Here is a 16,622-nt window from a genome sequence, read left to right as displayed (position 1 = left end):
AAGAGGAGTTAATTCTGTTACTTTTCTTTCGGGAAAAGTAACCAAAACCATTGCCATCTGCAAAACCCGTTCAATTACAATCTTTTCAGATTTTGTCCTGCCTCGAACTGTTGCAGATGGCTTTTCCACTTATCCAATATAGTCAAAAATCGAATAAATCAACTTAAATATCGAAATACCGTTAACTCAACTATTTCTTATTTTGCAGGAACTGGTGCAAGTACTTCGTGTTTTGATGTTGTACGTTCAGGCGCCTTATGTACCATCGTATAGGCATAGTCCACACCCATACCGTAAGCACCAGAATGCTCGCGTACAATTGCCATAACTGCATCATACGTATCACGGTGTGCCCAATCGCGTTGCCATTCGAGTAACACTTGTTGCCAAGTTACCGGAACAACACCTGCTTGAATCATGCGTTGCATGGCATAGTCATGTGCCTCTTTTGATGTACCACCAGAAGCATCGGCAACCATATAAATTTCATAATCGCCTTCTAGCATGGCACCAAAAGCAAAGGTGTTATTGCACACCTCAGTCCACAAACCTGAAACAATCACTTTTTTACGATTATTTTTTGCAAGCGAATCACGTACTTTTTGGTCATCCCATGAATTCATTGAAGTACGTTCTAGTAATGGAGCATCTGGAAATACATCTAAAAGTTCTGGATAGGTATGACCAGAGAAGCTTTCAGTTTCAACCGTGGTAATGGTGACAGGAATATTGAATGTTTTAGCTGCTTTTGCTAACCCTACAGTATTATTCTTTAATACTTGGCGGTCTATTGACTGTACCCCAAAAGCCATTTGTGGCTGATGATCAATAAAAATAACCTGACAATTTGTTGGTGAAAGTTGTTCTAAAAGTGACTTATTCATGGGTAAACTCCATTATTCCTTATGAGTAATGCATTAAAATTGCTTACTGGTCATTATCAAAACAGATAAAAATGTAAAAGCATAGACAGCAAATCAACACGAATCTGTATGCTGTACGAATACAATAAAATCAATGATTGCTTTTTAATTTTTATAGTTTAATCATTGATATATATTTTTTTAACTATTGCTTATCCATGGATCGATTAGACTGTATTTCCACTTTTGTAAGTGTCGTAGAACATGGGAATTTTAGTAGCGCAGCCAGAGCACTCGACATCTCTCGTGACTTAGTGGCCAAACGTGTTTGCTACCTCGAAAATGACCTGAAAACTACACTGTTAACTCGAACCACAAGACAGATGAACCTCACCTCTTGTGGAGAAAAGTTTTATCAGCATAGCAAAGTCATTTTAAGTGAGTTTGAATGGGCTGCCTACGAAATTAGCTATAATCAGCAGTACCCAGAAGGCGAACTCAAGCTCAATACACCAATGTCTTTTAGCAATATTTTTCTTCAAAATATCATTTCAGATTTTATTGAGAAATATCCCAGCATCAAAATTGATTTATTCATGACTGATCAACTACTAGACATGAATAATAATAAATTTGATTTAACCATTCGTGTAGATGGCTCTCCTCCAAACTTAGCAAATAGTAAAATATTAAATACCTATCAGCGCTATCTATATGCGACACCTGAGTATTTTAATCAGCATGGATTACCAGAATCATTAGAAGAACTTAAAGAACATAAGTTTCTGATTTATTATCAGGATAGCCGACATAAAAAATTGATTTTTCAAAAAGATCAGAAAGAGGTCTCTTTCAATTGCTTCCCTGTGATGACCTGTAATAATGGTGAATTATTATTAGATATGTGTTTAAAAGATCACGGTATTGTTTTTCTTCCAGAGTTTATTGCAGAGCCTTACTACAAAGAAGGTAAATTACAGAAATGTTTGGAGGACTACACCAGTCAGCCGCTTCACTTATATGTTACATGGCCAAATCGTAAGATTTTATCGAAGAAAGTAAAACTATTTATTGATTTTTTAACGCATCAAATCATTCCTATAAAATAACTAATCTGGGCCTTTTCCATAGGAGATGGCCCATTATTTTTTAGTTAGTTTAAATGGTTTCAATCTTCTTATTTTTAAATAAATTTAATAAATTTTGCTCTGCTGTTACTGTGCTGTCTTCTTCAACAAATGTCGTCGCGTAGTGTTCTAAATGCTCTTCCATCAATTGAGTGGCTCGCTTTTCATCGCCTTGCTCAATGGCATTTAAAATTGCACGATGTTCATCTGCCGAACAATTATTATGTTTTGGAATTTCATATAACCCAATTAATAACGAAGTCCTTGCAATAAGCGTCTGCAAATAACTGGTCATAATCGTATTTTGATTTGCTTCAATCAGCTTTAAATGAAATTGCCCTGATAGCTTAATCCACTCGGCCCAATTGCCAGCTAAACGCTCATGAGACTCTTGATCTACTAAACCTCGAAGCTCACTAAAATCTAAGCTATGTGACTTTTGAGCTAGCTTTTTTACAGTAGCGATTTCAAGCATGCTACGTGCTTCAAAGACCTCTTTTGTTTCATGAGCACTATGTTTTGCGATGAGTGCTCCACGATTAGGCTGAATTTCGATGACCTTATCATGTGCAAGTTTGACGAAAACACGTCTCAACACTCCTCGCGTTACACCGAATGCTTCACACAAAGGTGCTTCAACTAAACGTGCGCCAGGGACAAGTTGTCGATTTAAAATAGCATCTACAATAGCGTTATATATATGGTCATCAATTTCATCATTGCTCATTTCTACGGCTTTTTTTGGTGCATTCGATGACATTGATTTATCCATTTTTATTAACGCCTCCTCTTTTTAAAACTTTATCTAATGACAGTAGTGTAAGTTTAACTTAAGCATTTTGGAATATTGCTCTCATTCCCACAACAACTATACTGAACCAAATAATTCAATGTTAAATCTCTAAAGATCCACTTATACACCTTAATTTACTTACTTTTTATAAAAAATTAAGCACTTCCCATTTTATAAATCTGTCTCTGCATATCCAAAATCCATACCAGTTTAAATGACTCATAAGCGCTACTTCTTAAATTTGGCATAACTTTTGCTCAATTAATATTGTGCACAATTTAAATATCACATTGTACACAATTTTAATTTCATTCTTTTAGACAGAAAAACAATGCTGCTGAAAGTGCCTCCATCTTTAGGAAGTGAGTGTTCAAGATGAATAATACCGAAGCAATAATTAAACCTTCTTATGATGCAAAACTGACAAATCAAGACTTGGCTCCTTTAAAAAAGCAAACATGGGGCGCTTATAATATTTTTGCTTTCTGGATGTCTGATGTTCATAGTGTCGGCGGTTATGTCATGGCTGGGAGCCTTTTTGCACTAGGGCTCAATAGCTGGCAGGTACTTCTCTCTTTACTCATCGGCATTGCCATAGTTCAGTTTTTTACAAACCTGATTGCCAAGTCTAGCCAACAAACTGGTACGCCCTATCCTGTTATTTGCCGCGCAACCTTTGGTGTGCTTGGTGCAAATATTCCTGCTGTTATTCGTGGTCTTATTGCTGTCGCATGGTATGGCATTCAAACCTATTTGGCCTCCAGTGCCTTTTTATTGGTCATTTTAAAGTTCTTTCCAGAATGGTCGGTCTATGCCGATGTTTCAACTTACGGCTTTCTTGGACTTTCCTATTTAGGATGGGTTGGCTTTATGCTGCTTTGGCTACTTCAAGCGATTGTTTTTTGGTCTGGCATGGACAGTATTCGTAAGTTTATTGACTGGGCAGGTCCGGCTGTCTACGTAGTTATGTTTGCGATGGCAGTATGGCTCATCTGGAAAGCTGGCTGGCAAAATATTGATTTAAACTTGAGCGGTGTTCAATACGACGGTTTTGCGGTTGTACCAGTCATGATTGGTGCTATTGCGCTTGTTGTCTCATATTTTTCAGGGCCTATGCTGAACTTTGGTGATTTCTCTCGTTATGGTAAAAGCTTTAACGCGATTAAAATGGGCAACTTTCTTGGACTACCGATTAATTTCTTAGGCTTTTCTTTACTTACTGTGGTGTGTATTGCGGCAACGCTTCCAGTCTACGGCAAGCTCATTACAGACCCTGTCGAGATGGTTGGAAAACTTGATAGTACCTTTGTGGTGATTTTAGGCAGCTTGACGTTAATGATTGCCACCATTGGAATTAATATTGTCGCTAACTTTGTTTCACCTGCCTTTGATTTTTCCAACGTTTCACCGAGCAAAATTAGCTGGCGTATGGGTGGAATGATTGCAGCAGTAGGTTCAATTTTCATTACCCCATGGAATTTATTTAATAACCCTCAAGTGATCCATTACACCATTGATATTTTAGGTGCATTTATCGGTCCACTTTTCGGTGTATTGCTCGCCGATTTTTACCTCGTTAAAAAACAAAAAATCGAAGTAGATGATTTATATACTTTAGATAGCAAAGGTTTGTATTGGTACAAAAATGGTTATAACCACTCTGCCTTTTATGCCTTAATTCCAGCTTCATTAATTCCTATTCTATGTGTGCTTTTACCACAATTATCTGCACTTGCTAATTTCACATGGTTTATCGGTATGGGATTTGGTTTTGTCATTTACCGATTTCTTAACCAACCGCTTGCCCATGCTAAATCGGCAATGACTAAGGCAAAAGTACAATGAAAATTAAAATTATTAACCCCAATACCACTCAAAGCATGACAGACAAAATTGCTGCATCAGCAAAGATAGTCGCAAATTCTGCTACTCAAATTATTGTAGTGAGTCCTCAAATGGGCCCTGCAACGATTGAAAGTTATTATGATGAAGCCCTAAGTGCAGTAGGTGTGCTAGAGGAAATCCGCCAAGGTGAACTTCTAGGCGTAGATGCTTATGTTATTGCCTGTTTTGGTGACCCTGCGCTTTATGCTGCCCGTGAAATGACTTCAGCGCCTGTGATTGGGATTGCCGAAGCAGCTATGCGAACTGCAAGTTATGTAAGTACTGGATTTAGTGTGGTCACAACCTTACAACGCACAGTGAATATGAGTTGGCATCTAGCTCATCGCTATGGGGCTACACCATTTTGCAAAAATGTTCGAGCTTGTGACATTGCAGTTGAAGAATTGGAGCTTCCTGACTCAGATGCTTATCGAACCATACGAGATGAGTGCAAAAAAGCACTAGTAGAAGATAAAAGCGATGCGATTGTTTTGGGCTGTGCAGGTATGAGTGATTTATGCCTAAAACTACAAAACGAATTGGGAGTGATTATTATTGACGGCGTTGCAGCAGCAGTTAAACAAGCTGAAATGTTAGTTCAGTTAAATTTAAAAACCAGCAAAGTTGGTGATTGGGCCTCACCTCCTGTAAAGAGTTACACAGGCATATTGTCAGGATTTGGAGTGCACTAAAGAGTTATTGTTTCAATTCCAACTCAAAGCGCTGCGTTGGAATTGAAACGGCTGAAAACCAAAGAATTAAACTTCAGCTAACTCTGGCTGTTGTTCATTTTTATAAAATGGCACATCACCGTTAATGGTTGCGCGGTGCATGATGCGATGAGCATCGCCATAATCAAATAATGCTTTATGTTGCGTACAACGGTTATCCCAAATCGCGATATCACCATCTTGCCACTTCCAACGCAAATGAAATTGCTCTTGGGTCGCATGTTCAAACAAGAAATCAAGTAATTGCTCACTTTCTTGTTCAGGTAACTCATTAATGCGAGTGGTAAAGCCCTCACTTACAAACAACAAAGGCTCACCTGTAACCGGATGGGTACGCACCACTGGGTGAACCACTGGTGGGTTACGCTTAAATGTTTGCAAAAGCTTTTCACGTTCTTCTTCGTTATGAGCAAAACGCTCAAGCGGAAAAGACTTACGAATATCGTGGGTTGCAGTTAAGCCACGTAGTTTTTGCTGTAACTCAAGCGGAAGCCCTTTAAAAGCTGCTGTGTTGCTCGACCATAATGTATCTCCGCCTACAGGTGGAATTTTAATGGCTTGCAACACACAACCTAAAGGCGGGGTTTTACTAAAAGTCACATCTGTGTGCCAAAGTTCATTGTCACGCAAATCTTGTTTCCAACTGTCGAGCACCATCACTTCAGGTACATCTTCAATTGAAGGATAAATCGGGTGCACGTGTAAGGTGCCAAAACTGCGTGCCAAGTCTGCTTGTGCTTGCGGTGCTAATTGTTGCTTTCGAAAAAAAATGACCTGATGATCAAGCAAAGCCTGCTGGATTTGTTGCGTTGTCTGTTCATTTAACGCATTCAAATCAATATCGTGAATAATTGCGCCAATGGTAGGCTTGATCACTTCAATATTTAAGTTTGCTACTTCTGTATTCATCTTCTTTACTACAACTGCTGACCATACCAAGGAGAAAACTGTTTTTGTAACCAACGTAAAAACAGCTCAAAACTAACTGCGACAATCGCAATCACAATAATGCCTAGAATCACCGTATCGGTAATTAAGAACTGCGCTGCCGATTGCACCATAAAACCAATACCACGGTCCGCTGCAACCAACTCTGCTGCAACTAATGTTGACCACCCCACCCCAAGACCAATACGAATACCGGTAATAATATGAGGCAAAGCCGTTGGTAAAATGACATGCCAAAAGACTTGTGACTGACTCGCACCCAACGACAATGCCGCACGCTCACGATTAAGCTGATGGCTTAAAACACCATGCGCACTACTAATAATGACAGGCGCCAAAATCGAGAAGAAAATCAAAAGTACTTTCGTGGTTTCGCCAATACCGAACCAAATTACGAGTAAGGGTAAATAAGCTAACGGTGGAATTGGACGTAATAATTCAACCAAAGGATCTAGAACAGCGCGAACCCATTTGTTCAGGCCCATCCATAAACCCAGTGGTACACCAATCACCACGGCAGCAATCAAAGCCAAAAACACACGAGAGATACTGGCTGCCAAGTGTTGCCACAAAGTAGCCTTCATAAAGCCTTCTTGGCTGACCGATATAAATTTTTGCCAGACTGCCTGTGGGCTCGGTAAAAACAGTTCAGGTACGACATGCAAAGCAGTAATGATAAACCAGAGTGCAAGCACACTTCCCACACTAATTATGCTGACTGCCAAAGTGCGATGCTTCTCAAAAAATGACGATAGAAATGAAGCATTTTCTGTTTGCACATCTGGCTTAAGTTTTAGCCCTGCTTTGTCATATTCATAGACGTTATCTTTAGTACTCATGTGGTTAACGCCTCCTTACCGCTTTGCTTTTGTGCCCTCAAACTTTCAAACAGCTGCTCTCTGAGCTGAATAAATTGAGGGTCCGATTTAATTGAGCGAATAGTCTCGCCCTGACGATATCGATTAGCAAAATCGAGATGTAGAGTTTCTACAATTTTGCCAGGATGCGCTGTCATTAGAACTAATTGATTACTGAGCAATAATGCTTCTTCAATATCATGAGTAATTAAAAAGAAGCTTTTATTTTGTTGAATCCATAAATCGAGCACTAACTGCTGCATGTTTTCACGCGTAAAAGCATCTAATGCCGCAAAAGGTTCATCTAACAAAATAAACGGCGCGTGACTAATCAAAGCTCTGGCAATACCAACACGTTGTTTCATACCACCGGAAAGTTCCCAAATATTGGCTTTTTCAACGTGGCTTAAACCCACAATTTTTAAAATTGCGTTCACTTGTGCTTCGATATCCGCGCGCTTTAAACCTTTTAACTGCAAAGCGAAGCCAACATTATCTGCAACATTCAACCAAGGAAGGAGTGCATGATCCTGAAACACGACAGCGCGGGTTACATCTGGTCCATTTACCACTTCGTGATTTACAAGCACATCACCTGAACTCGGCTTTTGAAACCCCGCCAAGATATTAAGCAAAGTTGTTTTGCCACAACCTGACTCGCCTAAAATGACGGTTAAAGAACCTTCTTCAATCGTTAGGTTAATGTCTTGTAAAACTGGCTTTTGCTGTTTAGGAAAAGTCAGATGAATATGTTTGGCTTCTAGTACACTCATGACAACTCCTTAAGGCTGCAAAAATGAAGAATTCACATTGCCTTTATAATCGGCTTTAAGTTGATCGACTTTGCCCTGACCTTTTAAGAACTTCGCTGTATCAAAAATATTTTGCGCAAATTCACCATCTAACGTTTGTTTTTGCTGAGCATGGTCAAGGTAAATATTTCCACTTAATAAAAGCGGGATATCTTTTGGATCAGAACCTGTGAGCTGCGCAATTTTTTGCACGTTATCGGCATCTTTAACGTAAGCGGCTGGATCTTGATTATATTTTTCAAGCTGCTCAAGCGTAGTTTTAACAAAAGCTTTTAAGAAATCAGGATTTTTCTCTGCAAAATCTTTACGCACAACCCATAAGTCATAAGTTGGAGCGCCCCATTCACCCACTTGTTTTGAGTCGGTTAAAACCGTACCAGATGCTTTGGCTTTACTTAAAGCAGGTTCCCACACATATGCTGCATCAATATCACCACGTTCCCAAGCAGCTGAAATTTCAGGTGGACGCAAGTTAATAATTTTGACTTTGTCTTCTGGAATGTTCCAATGTTTAAGTGCCGACAAAAGGCTGTAATGGGTTGTTGAAACAAACGGTACAGCAATGGTTTTGCCAATTAAATCTTGAGGCGTTTTAATGCCTGATTTATTACTTACCACTAATGCTTCAGATCCACCAAGTTTTGATGTAATTAAGAATACTTCAATCGGTAAATCACGGCTTGCCGCAGCAGCAAGTGGACTTGAACCAATATTGCCAAGTACGACATCGCCTGAAGCAAGTGCATTTACAACGTCTGAACCCGCATCAAATTTTTTCCATTGAATATTACGTTGGCTATGTTTTTCATATTCCCCATTGGCCTGCGCAACTTTGCTTGGGTCCACCCCTGTTTGATAGGCAATTACGACAGGTTTGCTGTCGCGAACTGAAGCACTTGTATTATTGTCTTTCTTATTTTGCCATAAGATAAATGCAACAATTGCTACAACCACAATTGCCGTGATAATCAACGGTTTGGTCTTTGTGCTCATAATTTCATGATCTTTCAATAATATAAGCTCATGGTATGCAGCTGGCTTTATAATGAAAAATAAAAAAATATGAGTTGCTTATCTATTTTTGATAAATAACTTTTTCATATAAGTTTTTATCTTTTGGTAAAAAGCAAATATCAACCAAACTTACAGATTAGCCATAAAATTAAAATACTTATATATCAATAATTAAAAAGGATATTCAAAAAATACATGATGAGAAAAACCTGACATACCTACTCTAATTATTTTATCCTACTCATTTCGTCATTTTTATTTTTTGCTTATCGCATCCAGAGTTTTGCATCTAATTAATTTTCATTCTTTTATATAAAGTTCAGATTTTATTATCTTTTTATCTTAAAACTTCTGCAAATATTAAGATTTGGACAAATCTTTTTCTGGTTTATACATGACGCAAATTTAATTTTTATTTTTAAGAGGAGAAAAATTCTTTTGTTTAAACATTCTCAATTTTTGAAAAAAACATTAATTACAGCGTCTTTAATTACATTTAGCCTTTCAAGTCATGCGGCTCTCACCTTTGGTAATGCTGAAGAAGGTCAACTTAAAGTGAGTGGTACTGTTCGAGCTAAATATGTTTATGACTTTGACTCTGATCCCACTACCAGTAAATTTTCCTTTAATGACGCAGTATTATGGCTGGACTACAACTCCCCGAAATGGATTGGCCGTCTAGATTATCGGGTTTATGAATATTACGGGCGTTTAGGCGATGCCAATTGGCTTACTGATGCATGGTTGGGTTATAAAATTAATGATAACAGTAAAATTATTGCGGGCTTAAACCCAGTTCCTTTTGGCTTAGGTCGCTTTTGGGGAAATACTTATTATTTAGGCATTGCCAATAGTGCAGGTTGGGAAGATGTACATAACCTTGGGGTGAAATATGATTTCAATGATGGAATCAATGAAGCACAACTCGCCTTTTATCCTACCGATGGTGGCACCTATAGAGGTAAAAGCAAAGACTCGAGTCGATTTAGTATCAATCCTGTCAATGCGGATGACTCAGTACCACAAGGCACCAATACCAAAGAAAAGAACTCGATTGTTGTTCGCGGTGCTCATACCTTTAAAAATGTCTTAGGCCAAGAAAATTTCTCTACCCAACTGGGCGCCTCTGCATGGTACTCCACCATTGAAAATAAACGTTCAGGACAAGATGGCGATCGCCAAGTCTATTCAGTTTTTAGCAATACCAATTACAATCAATGGAATTTACAGCTTTTGGCTGGTTATCAAGACATTGATAATGCCGACACTGAATATAAAGACCACCTGACTTTGGGTGGTTTCGATTATTCATTTAACTCAGCAACCAAAGGCCAGATTTATTCAGCAGAACTCAGCTATTTATTTCCTCAGCAGTTTGGCCCAATTACCTCTGTTCGCCCCTACCTAAACTATAGTTCTTATCGAAAAGAGCAAGATGGCTTTAAAGATTCAACCCGTTTGATTCCCGGCATTGCCTTTAACTATCAAAAATTGACAGTACAAGCCGAGTTACTCATTGGTAAACACGATCCATATCTAGGAGACAGTGAAGGCCTTGCGGCTGGTGGAACCAATGATAAATGGAATAAAAAAGCGTTTGTGATTTTTGCTTATTACTTCTAACTCGAAAAACAAAGGCCAACAGATGTTGGCCTTTGTTTTTATCTAGATATTTATTTTCACTCTAGTCGATTACTGGTGAATTATTGAGTGGAAGTTCTGTTTTATCTTCATCGATAACATCGACATCTTGGGCGGTAGGTTCAAACTTAATCAGTAGACCAATCACAATTAAAGGAATAAAGGCAAAGATAGAAATAATCAGGTAAACATCAGTTTTATATCCCGCCATCCAGATTGGTAAAACAAACAAAGCAATTGCTTGAGCAACGCCCGTTACTGCACGGTTAAAGCCCACACCAACACCACGAATCGAAGCTGGATAAGCCATGGTTGGATAAACCATCATTTGTGCCCCAGGCCCAAAGCCTTCGGCAAAAAGCCACAAACCGAGCATGCCAATTGCGGTATAGAGTAAAAAGCTATTACCGGGTTCACCAATGAATGCCAAAGCAATGAGGGCTATAAACTGGAGTAAAAAGCCTGTAAGCAACACATGACGAGATTTAAATCTGCTAGCAACAAATACGCCTAACAGCCCGCCCGTAAATGCAAATAATAAATTAAGTCCAAGTGTGGTGGTAATGGTCGTCAAGACATCGGTATGAAAGAAACGCGTTAAAATAGAAGGTAAAAAGAAGGCAATGGTCGTGTACTGAAATGCCACCGAAATGTGAATCACAATGGCCACAATCGTTCTTGGCAAATAGGTTTTATTAAATAAAACTGCAAAACCCTCACGCTTTTTCTTTTCAGCAGTTCTTTCTACTTTTTCAACTGTAGCGACTGCATTAATTGCATAGGATTCTTGTAGAACTTTAGCTGCCCCCTTTAAATCGCCTTGGTTTGCAAGCCAGATTGGTGATTCAGTTAAATATTTACCGCGAATAAAAATAATGAGTAACGCTGGCACTGCTCCAAAAATTAAAGATGCTCGCCATAACCAGTTACTATGCTCAGGAGGTAAAAGAAAATAAAGCGCCAGAACTAGACCAAAACATACCGAAGAAGCGGCATACCACATTGGGCACCATGCGGCTAAACGCGCTGCCTTGTTGCTACTACCGTTAAATTTGGAAAACTCAGATAAGTATGACATTGCGACAGGCAAATCAATACCAACACTAATTCCCATAATAAATCTGGCTAAAATCAAAACCCAAACATTTGGTGCAAAACCAGCAACAATTGCAGCAATGACAAAGAGCACCATGTCCGCCATGAAGACCCGATAACGGCCGATTTTATCTGTCAGCCAACCACCAATCAGGTTACCCACAATGGTTCCGCAGACAATTGCTGAAGCCACCACACCAGTCATCACAGGACTTAAAGAAAATTCTGAGATAACTTGTTCAATACCGAAAGAGAGCGTTGTTAGATCATAGGCATCAATAAATACGCCAATCAGTGCCAACCAAATAACTTTATTCGATTTACCCTTCCCTGCAAATTTGGAAATTAATTGTGAAACATCATCGGGAGATTTAATTTCATAACGATGGTTATGATAGAGTTCTTTTGTGCTCACTTAATAATTCCTGTATTTTAATCACAGGAACAAAATAATGATTATTCACACCATACAAAAACAAATTAATCTGATGTTTTAATCTAAATTATAGAATTATCTTTTCATTATTAACTCAGCAATAAAATCGATATAAAAAGACAAAATAAAAGCTGGCATTTAACCAGCTATTTATTTAAAGACTTTCCAAAATATTTAACTCGCCTCAGCAAGTTTTAACTCTTTTAGATTGCGATATTTTGCACCTCGGTGATTTTCAGGCAAATATGGCCCAGCACCAAATAGTTTTTCTCTTAATGTTCCTTGTGCATATAAGGTTTGATATACCCCACGTTTTTGCAACTCTGGCACAATAAACTCAACTACATCGGCAAAGGTTTGATGTGCCAAAATGTAGGCAAGGTTAAAGCCATCGACATCGGTATCTTCAACCCATTGCTCTAGAGCATCCGAAACGGTTTCTGCAGATCCCACCAATACTGGTCCATTACCACCTAAACTGTTCCAGTTAGCAATTTCTTCAATGGTCCAGACACGTTCCGGATCTGCATTTACATAAGAGTCTAATAAAGATTGAATCGCGTTGGTTTGAATATATTCAACTTTGTCCGTTGGCTGGTATTGCGAAAAATCCACACCCGACCAGCCAGACAGCAATGTTAACGCCCCATCATAGCTTCCATAGCTTTGATATTCTTTAAACTTAGCCTGAGCTTTTGCATCAGTTTCATCAGTGACAATCGACAAAAGTGCATAAATTTTGACAGAGTACGGGTCGCGGCCTTCTTGAGCCAATTTCTGGCGAATACCCTGTACCACTTTTTTAGTGGCAATTTTAGACGGCGCTGCTATGAATACACACTCGGCATTTTGACTAGCAAACTTCTGTCCGCGTGAAGATGCACCTGCTTGGTAAAGTACTGGTGTTCGCTGTGGTGATGGCTCACAAATATGGATACCCGGTACAGTAAAGTATTTACCCTCGTGCTGAATTGGATGCACTTTTTTATGGTCAGCAAAGATACCGCTTTCACGGTCACGCAGTACCGAACCTTCTTCCCAAGAACCTTCCCAAAGTTTGTAAAGAACTTCTAAGTATTCATCAGCAATATCATAACGATTGTCATGATTAACCTGAGTTTTTAAACCTAAGTTTTTCGAACCACTTTCTAAATAAGACGTCACGATATTCCAACCAACTCGTCCTTTGGTTAAATGGTCTAGCGTACTAATACGTCTAGCAAAAGGATAAGGATGTTCAAAGGAAATAGAGGTCGTGACACCAAAACCCAAGTGCTTTGTGACTGCTGCCATCGCTGGCACAATCTGTAGCGGATCATTGACCGGAACTTGTACTGCACCTGTTAATGCATGTTCAGCACTTTGATGATAAACGTCATAAATACCAAGCACATCCGCAATAAAAATACCGTCAAAAAAACCACGCTCAAGAATTTGTGCTAAATCTGTCCAATATTCTAAATCTTTATATTCAACAGATCGATCTTGAGGATGTCGCCATAATCCAGGAGATTGGTGGGCAATACAATTCATTTCAAAAGCATTAAAACTAATTTTCTTAGTCATAAAATATTCGCCAGCATTTTATTTATTTTTATACTAAAGCAATTTTTACATTTTCTTTATAATATATACCCCAAACAAAATATGATTTTATTCTAATAGATTTTTATAATTTAATTTAAATAATTAAAATAATATTAAGCCACTAAAAATAGCAGCTTAATATCTAAAACTATAAGTTATTGTTTATCAACATTCCCTATTCGCCATTGATACGGAGGTAATGTGCCGTTTACACTAAAATCACCGATAATTCGATTTTTAAATACTCTCGGATTATGTGAAGATAAAGTTCGTACATTACGCCAGTATCGATCTAGGCCTAAATCTTTGTCTGTTGCAGAAGCACCTAAAGCATCAAATAAAATCGTAGAAGCATTTAAAATTAGATCAGTAATGACCGTTTGAGACTGTGCACTTTCAAGTTCGGCAAGCGCATTTTGCTCCTCTTCAAACTGCTCATTATTTTGAAATGCAGCTAAGTAAGCACGTTGTAAGCTTTGTGCGACTTTTTCAACAATCGCCCCTGCACTATAAGCCGCACCACGGATTTGGCCTACTACTTGTAAAATTTGCGGATCCTGTTTTACAAATTGAGCATTTGCATGCGTATAGTTTCGGGTACGTTTAGCAACAGCTTGAGAAACATCATAGGTTGCAGCACGTCCTAGACCTGTAATAATTGCCAGTTGAACCAGTTGATAGTAAGCCGCTGAATATTTAAAACGGTCGTCATCAGGTAAAATTTCAGTTTCATCGACCAATACGTCATGGAAATATGCTGTACCACTCGCGGTAAGTTGCTGACCAAAGCCATTCCAGTCATCAACAATTTCGACACCTTCATCTTTACGGCGAACAACGACTGAGCCGGATTCACCCTGTAAATCTGTTACACCAACGTCCACCCAATCGGCATATAGACTTCCAGTGGTGTAATATTTTTTACCTTTAACGCGAATTTTTCCTTCGCTGTCTCGATATAAATGTGTTTCGAACTGATCAATTGACTCTTTCCCGCCTTCAGACCACGCGCTGCCTACTGTTTCCCCATTTGCAATTCGGCTAAGCCAACGCTGTTGAAACGCTTTGTCTTTACTTACCAAGACATCTTCAGTGAAACCAAAATGCACACGTAAAGCTTGCGGTAAGTTTGAGTCGGCTTCTGCAAGTTCAATGAGCAATGCAAATAATTCAGGAATAGTTGCATCAAAGCCACCATGGGCTTTGGGAAGTCTTAAGCGCGTAAAACCAACATCTTTGAGCCACTGAAGTTGTTCATACGGCAAAATATGCTGCTGCTCACGGATTAAAGCCCCTTCTTTAATACGGGCAAAAGTCGGTCTGAAATTTTTTGCCAACTCATCATAACGTTCTGAAGGCCCTTCACCCCACACGCGAGAAATGATTGAAGCCTGACTAAGGGCAGCATGCGTTAGTGAACCGAGATGATGCTCAAAATTTAAATTTGTCATGTAAGTAAAACCAATATTGCTTTGCTTTTACCATAAAATATTTATTTCACATGAAAACGATTATTTTTTTATAACTGTATTCATTCTTTATATAAGAACCCAAACACAAACATAAAAAGCTCATCTCCCAAGCCCTAAGATAACTCTTTTTGTCTAATGCTCTGCTGGCTTTGTAGAAGTGTTTGTATATATTCTGAATAGACAGATAATTTTTCGAAAATATGCTCTGAATAGAACATATCATCAATTAAATGTGTCATTTGAGCAGCAGTAAAAGTGTCGCATAAACCAACCAGCGCTGCATTCATTTGAGCGAATTTCGCGCATAATTTGACATAAGTTTCATCTTTATTTTTGAATAATAATTTCCGCATTTCTAAGCCATTGAGGTTTTTTAAGTCATTATCTTTTGTGGTTTTAATCCAATAAATTTTGATCTTTAAAAATTGCTCCAGTGCTTTTAAATGCTCGACATCTACGTCTAAACTCGTAATTAAAAAAACTGTTGAGAGATCACTTCGGCACAGTGCCTTGATTAGGCTTAAATAAATAAACTCAACTTCATTAAGCTCTGCAAGTTCCAAATCTATATATATTTTTAGACTCTCTAAAACCTCATCTACCTTAAACACAACCTTCTTGTCAGCTTGATAGTATTTATTCAGGATAGTAAGCACAGGTGGTGTTGCAGGTGTTGTATAAATAGCAGCCTTGTTTAGGTTCGCAAAAATAAATGGCGAGAACAGATAAGCCAAACTGCTTTGCTGTGGCTCAATATGAGACTGAATTAAATATACCGTTTGAGTTTTAGAAAAGTCTCTGAGTACTTTCGCTCTAAGTAAGGTTGCTTCAAGGTTTACATAAGTCTGTTCTAACTGATCTACTACCAATGTAGAAATAGACTGATTTTTAATAATTTTATGTAGAACATTTAGTTGAGAAGTAATAAACATTTTTTAACATCCAAGCTATTTTAGAAGCGCTACACTTACACTTAGGTCTTTAAGAAACACGCAACAACCAGACCCTACACAAAACAACAATGGAATAGAAAAGAAGAACACTATCATGTACTTATATAAAATCTAAAACAGCGTTCACATTATGTCTTGAAAGTTGATTTAGGTTGGCGGTAAATCCTGTTCATTTTTATTTTGAACTTTAGAGGACTGGATATATAGCTACAGATGATTGAAAAAAAACTATAGCACGCCATCAAAACACGGTTTAACTGTTATATTTTTATAAAAAATTTCTGTATCTACATATACAAATACAGTGAGTGCATGATTAAGGAAACTTCTTAAGGTAGGTAGTTTTCATGAGACGATCTATTGCATATCGCCAGATATTTCATCAATGTTTCAATGCAACATGCATTTT

The 16,622-nt window shown here is 38.3% G+C and carries 14 protein-coding genes; 4 read left to right on the top strand and 10 right to left on the bottom strand.

Annotated features, from left to right (window positions below):
- Nucleotides 1-197: 197 nt before the first annotated feature.
- Nucleotides 198-884, bottom strand: coding sequence for a hydrolase (locus ACG59Z_RS09625; protein WP_001043290.1), 687 nt, complete (start codon nucleotides 882-884; stop codon nucleotides 198-200).
- Between the two features lie 197 nt (nucleotides 885-1,081).
- Here ACG59Z_RS09625 and ACG59Z_RS09620 point away from each other — a divergent pair, with 197 nt between their 5' ends.
- Entirely contained in the window at nucleotides 1,082-1,972 is an 891-nt protein-coding gene (locus ACG59Z_RS09620; protein WP_049836460.1) for a LysR family transcriptional regulator, read from the top strand.
- A gap of 49 nt (nucleotides 1,973-2,021) precedes the next feature.
- Here ACG59Z_RS09620 and ACG59Z_RS09615 read toward each other — a convergent pair whose 3' ends face one another.
- Nucleotides 2,022-2,762, bottom strand: a complete 741-nt coding sequence (locus ACG59Z_RS09615) for a GntR family transcriptional regulator (RefSeq protein WP_400198998.1) — start codon at nucleotides 2,760-2,762, stop codon at nucleotides 2,022-2,024.
- A gap of 396 nt (nucleotides 2,763-3,158) precedes the next feature.
- On the opposite strand from ACG59Z_RS09615, the gene ACG59Z_RS09610 reads away from it, so the two are divergent.
- Both ACG59Z_RS09610 and ACG59Z_RS09605 read left to right on the top strand, forming a co-directional pair.
- Nucleotides 3,159-4,628, top strand: coding sequence for an NCS1 family nucleobase:cation symporter-1 (locus ACG59Z_RS09610; protein WP_400198996.1), 1,470 nt, complete (start codon nucleotides 3,159-3,161; stop codon nucleotides 4,626-4,628).
- On the top strand, nucleotides 4,625-5,359 hold the full coding sequence (locus ACG59Z_RS09605) for an aspartate/glutamate racemase family protein (protein ID WP_400198995.1): 735 nt from the start codon (nucleotides 4,625-4,627) through the stop codon (nucleotides 5,357-5,359). The genes ACG59Z_RS09610 and ACG59Z_RS09605 overlap by 4 nt, the downstream gene beginning before the upstream one ends.
- Before the next feature lie 66 nt (nucleotides 5,360-5,425).
- On the opposite strand, the gene tauD is transcribed toward ACG59Z_RS09605, so the two are convergent.
- The 4 genes from tauD to tauA are packed head-to-tail and all read right to left on the bottom strand — an operon-like array spanning nucleotide 5,426 to nucleotide 9,026.
- Nucleotides 5,426-6,307: a taurine dioxygenase gene (gene tauD / locus ACG59Z_RS09600; RefSeq protein WP_400198993.1), complete on the bottom strand. Its 882-nt coding sequence runs from the start codon at nucleotides 6,305-6,307 to the stop codon at nucleotides 5,426-5,428.
- An 8-nt stretch (nucleotides 6,308-6,315) separates the two neighbouring features.
- A complete protein-coding gene (tauC, locus tag ACG59Z_RS09595; RefSeq protein ID WP_400198991.1) occupies nucleotides 6,316-7,185 on the bottom strand; it encodes a taurine ABC transporter permease TauC in 870 nt (289 codons plus the stop codon).
- Nucleotides 7,182-7,976: a taurine ABC transporter ATP-binding protein gene (locus ACG59Z_RS09590; RefSeq protein WP_400198989.1), complete on the bottom strand. Its 795-nt coding sequence runs from the start codon at nucleotides 7,974-7,976 to the stop codon at nucleotides 7,182-7,184. Before ACG59Z_RS09590 ends, tauC begins: the two co-directional genes overlap by 4 nt.
- 9 nt (nucleotides 7,977-7,985) lie before the next feature.
- Complete coding sequence (gene tauA / locus ACG59Z_RS09585; protein ID WP_400198987.1) at nucleotides 7,986-9,026, bottom strand: taurine ABC transporter substrate-binding protein; 1,041 nt, start codon at nucleotides 9,024-9,026, stop codon at nucleotides 7,986-7,988.
- 441 nt (nucleotides 9,027-9,467) lie between these two features.
- Here tauA and ACG59Z_RS09580 point away from each other — a divergent pair, with 441 nt between their 5' ends.
- Entirely contained in the window at nucleotides 9,468-10,652 is a 1,185-nt protein-coding gene (locus tag ACG59Z_RS09580) for a hypothetical protein (RefSeq protein WP_400198985.1), read from the top strand.
- A gap of 61 nt (nucleotides 10,653-10,713) precedes the next feature.
- Here the strand turns inward: ACG59Z_RS09580 and ACG59Z_RS09575 are convergent, their stop codons facing one another.
- The 4 genes from ACG59Z_RS09575 to ACG59Z_RS09560 form a co-directional block, all read right to left on the bottom strand.
- Nucleotides 10,714-12,180 carry an MFS transporter gene (locus ACG59Z_RS09575; RefSeq protein ID WP_400198983.1) on the bottom strand — a complete coding sequence of 489 codons (1,467 nt, stop codon included), beginning with the start codon at nucleotides 12,178-12,180 and terminating at the stop codon, nucleotides 10,714-10,716.
- Between the two features lie 195 nt (nucleotides 12,181-12,375).
- Nucleotides 12,376-13,767 (bottom strand): LLM class flavin-dependent oxidoreductase, encoded by a 1,392-nt coding sequence (locus ACG59Z_RS09570; RefSeq protein ID WP_400198981.1) that lies wholly within the window; start codon nucleotides 13,765-13,767, stop codon nucleotides 12,376-12,378.
- A gap of 176 nt (nucleotides 13,768-13,943) precedes the next feature.
- Nucleotides 13,944-15,239 carry an acyl-CoA dehydrogenase family protein gene (locus tag ACG59Z_RS09565; RefSeq protein WP_400198979.1) on the bottom strand — a complete coding sequence of 432 codons (1,296 nt, stop codon included), beginning with the start codon at nucleotides 15,237-15,239 and terminating at the stop codon, nucleotides 13,944-13,946.
- A gap of 134 nt (nucleotides 15,240-15,373) precedes the next feature.
- The gene (locus ACG59Z_RS09560) at nucleotides 15,374-16,192 is read right to left on the bottom strand and encodes a hypothetical protein (RefSeq protein WP_400198977.1); all 819 of its coding nucleotides are present in this window, start codon (nucleotides 16,190-16,192) and stop codon (nucleotides 15,374-15,376) included.
- Between the last annotated feature and the right edge of the window lie 430 nt (nucleotides 16,193-16,622).

The organism is Acinetobacter sp. ABJ_C1_1, from assembly GCF_044684115.1.
Lineage (GTDB): Bacteria > Pseudomonadota > Gammaproteobacteria > Pseudomonadales > Moraxellaceae > Acinetobacter > Acinetobacter nosocomialis_A.
Note: the sequence above shows the minus strand (reverse complement) of the source record. Positions and strands in the feature narration are given on the sequence as shown.

Coding starts and splice junctions, on each gene's coding strand:
- ACG59Z_RS09570 (WP_400198981.1), bottom strand. CDS start 13,767: ATGACTAAGAAAATTAGTTTTAATGCTTTTGAAATGAATTGTATTGCC.
- ACG59Z_RS09615 (WP_400198998.1), bottom strand. CDS start 2,762: ATGGATAAATCAATGTCATCGAATGCACCAAAAAAAGCCGTAGAAATG.
- ACG59Z_RS09560 (WP_400198977.1), bottom strand. CDS start 16,192: ATGTTTATTACTTCTCAACTAAATGTTCTACATAAAATTATTAAAAAT.
- ACG59Z_RS09625 (WP_001043290.1), bottom strand. CDS start 884: ATGAATAAGTCACTTTTAGAACAACTTTCACCAACAAATTGTCAGGTT.
- tauD (WP_400198993.1), bottom strand. CDS start 6,307: ATGAATACAGAAGTAGCAAACTTAAATATTGAAGTGATCAAGCCTACC.
- tauC (WP_400198991.1), bottom strand. CDS start 7,185: ATGAGTACTAAAGATAACGTCTATGAATATGACAAAGCAGGGCTAAAA.
- ACG59Z_RS09610 (WP_400198996.1), top strand. CDS start 3,159: ATGAATAATACCGAAGCAATAATTAAACCTTCTTATGATGCAAAACTG.
- ACG59Z_RS09620 (WP_049836460.1), top strand. CDS start 1,082: ATGGATCGATTAGACTGTATTTCCACTTTTGTAAGTGTCGTAGAACAT.
- ACG59Z_RS09605 (WP_400198995.1), top strand. CDS start 4,625: ATGAAAATTAAAATTATTAACCCCAATACCACTCAAAGCATGACAGAC.
- ACG59Z_RS09565 (WP_400198979.1), bottom strand. CDS start 15,239: ATGACAAATTTAAATTTTGAGCATCATCTCGGTTCACTAACGCATGCT.
- ACG59Z_RS09590 (WP_400198989.1), bottom strand. CDS start 7,976: ATGAGTGTACTAGAAGCCAAACATATTCATCTGACTTTTCCTAAACAG.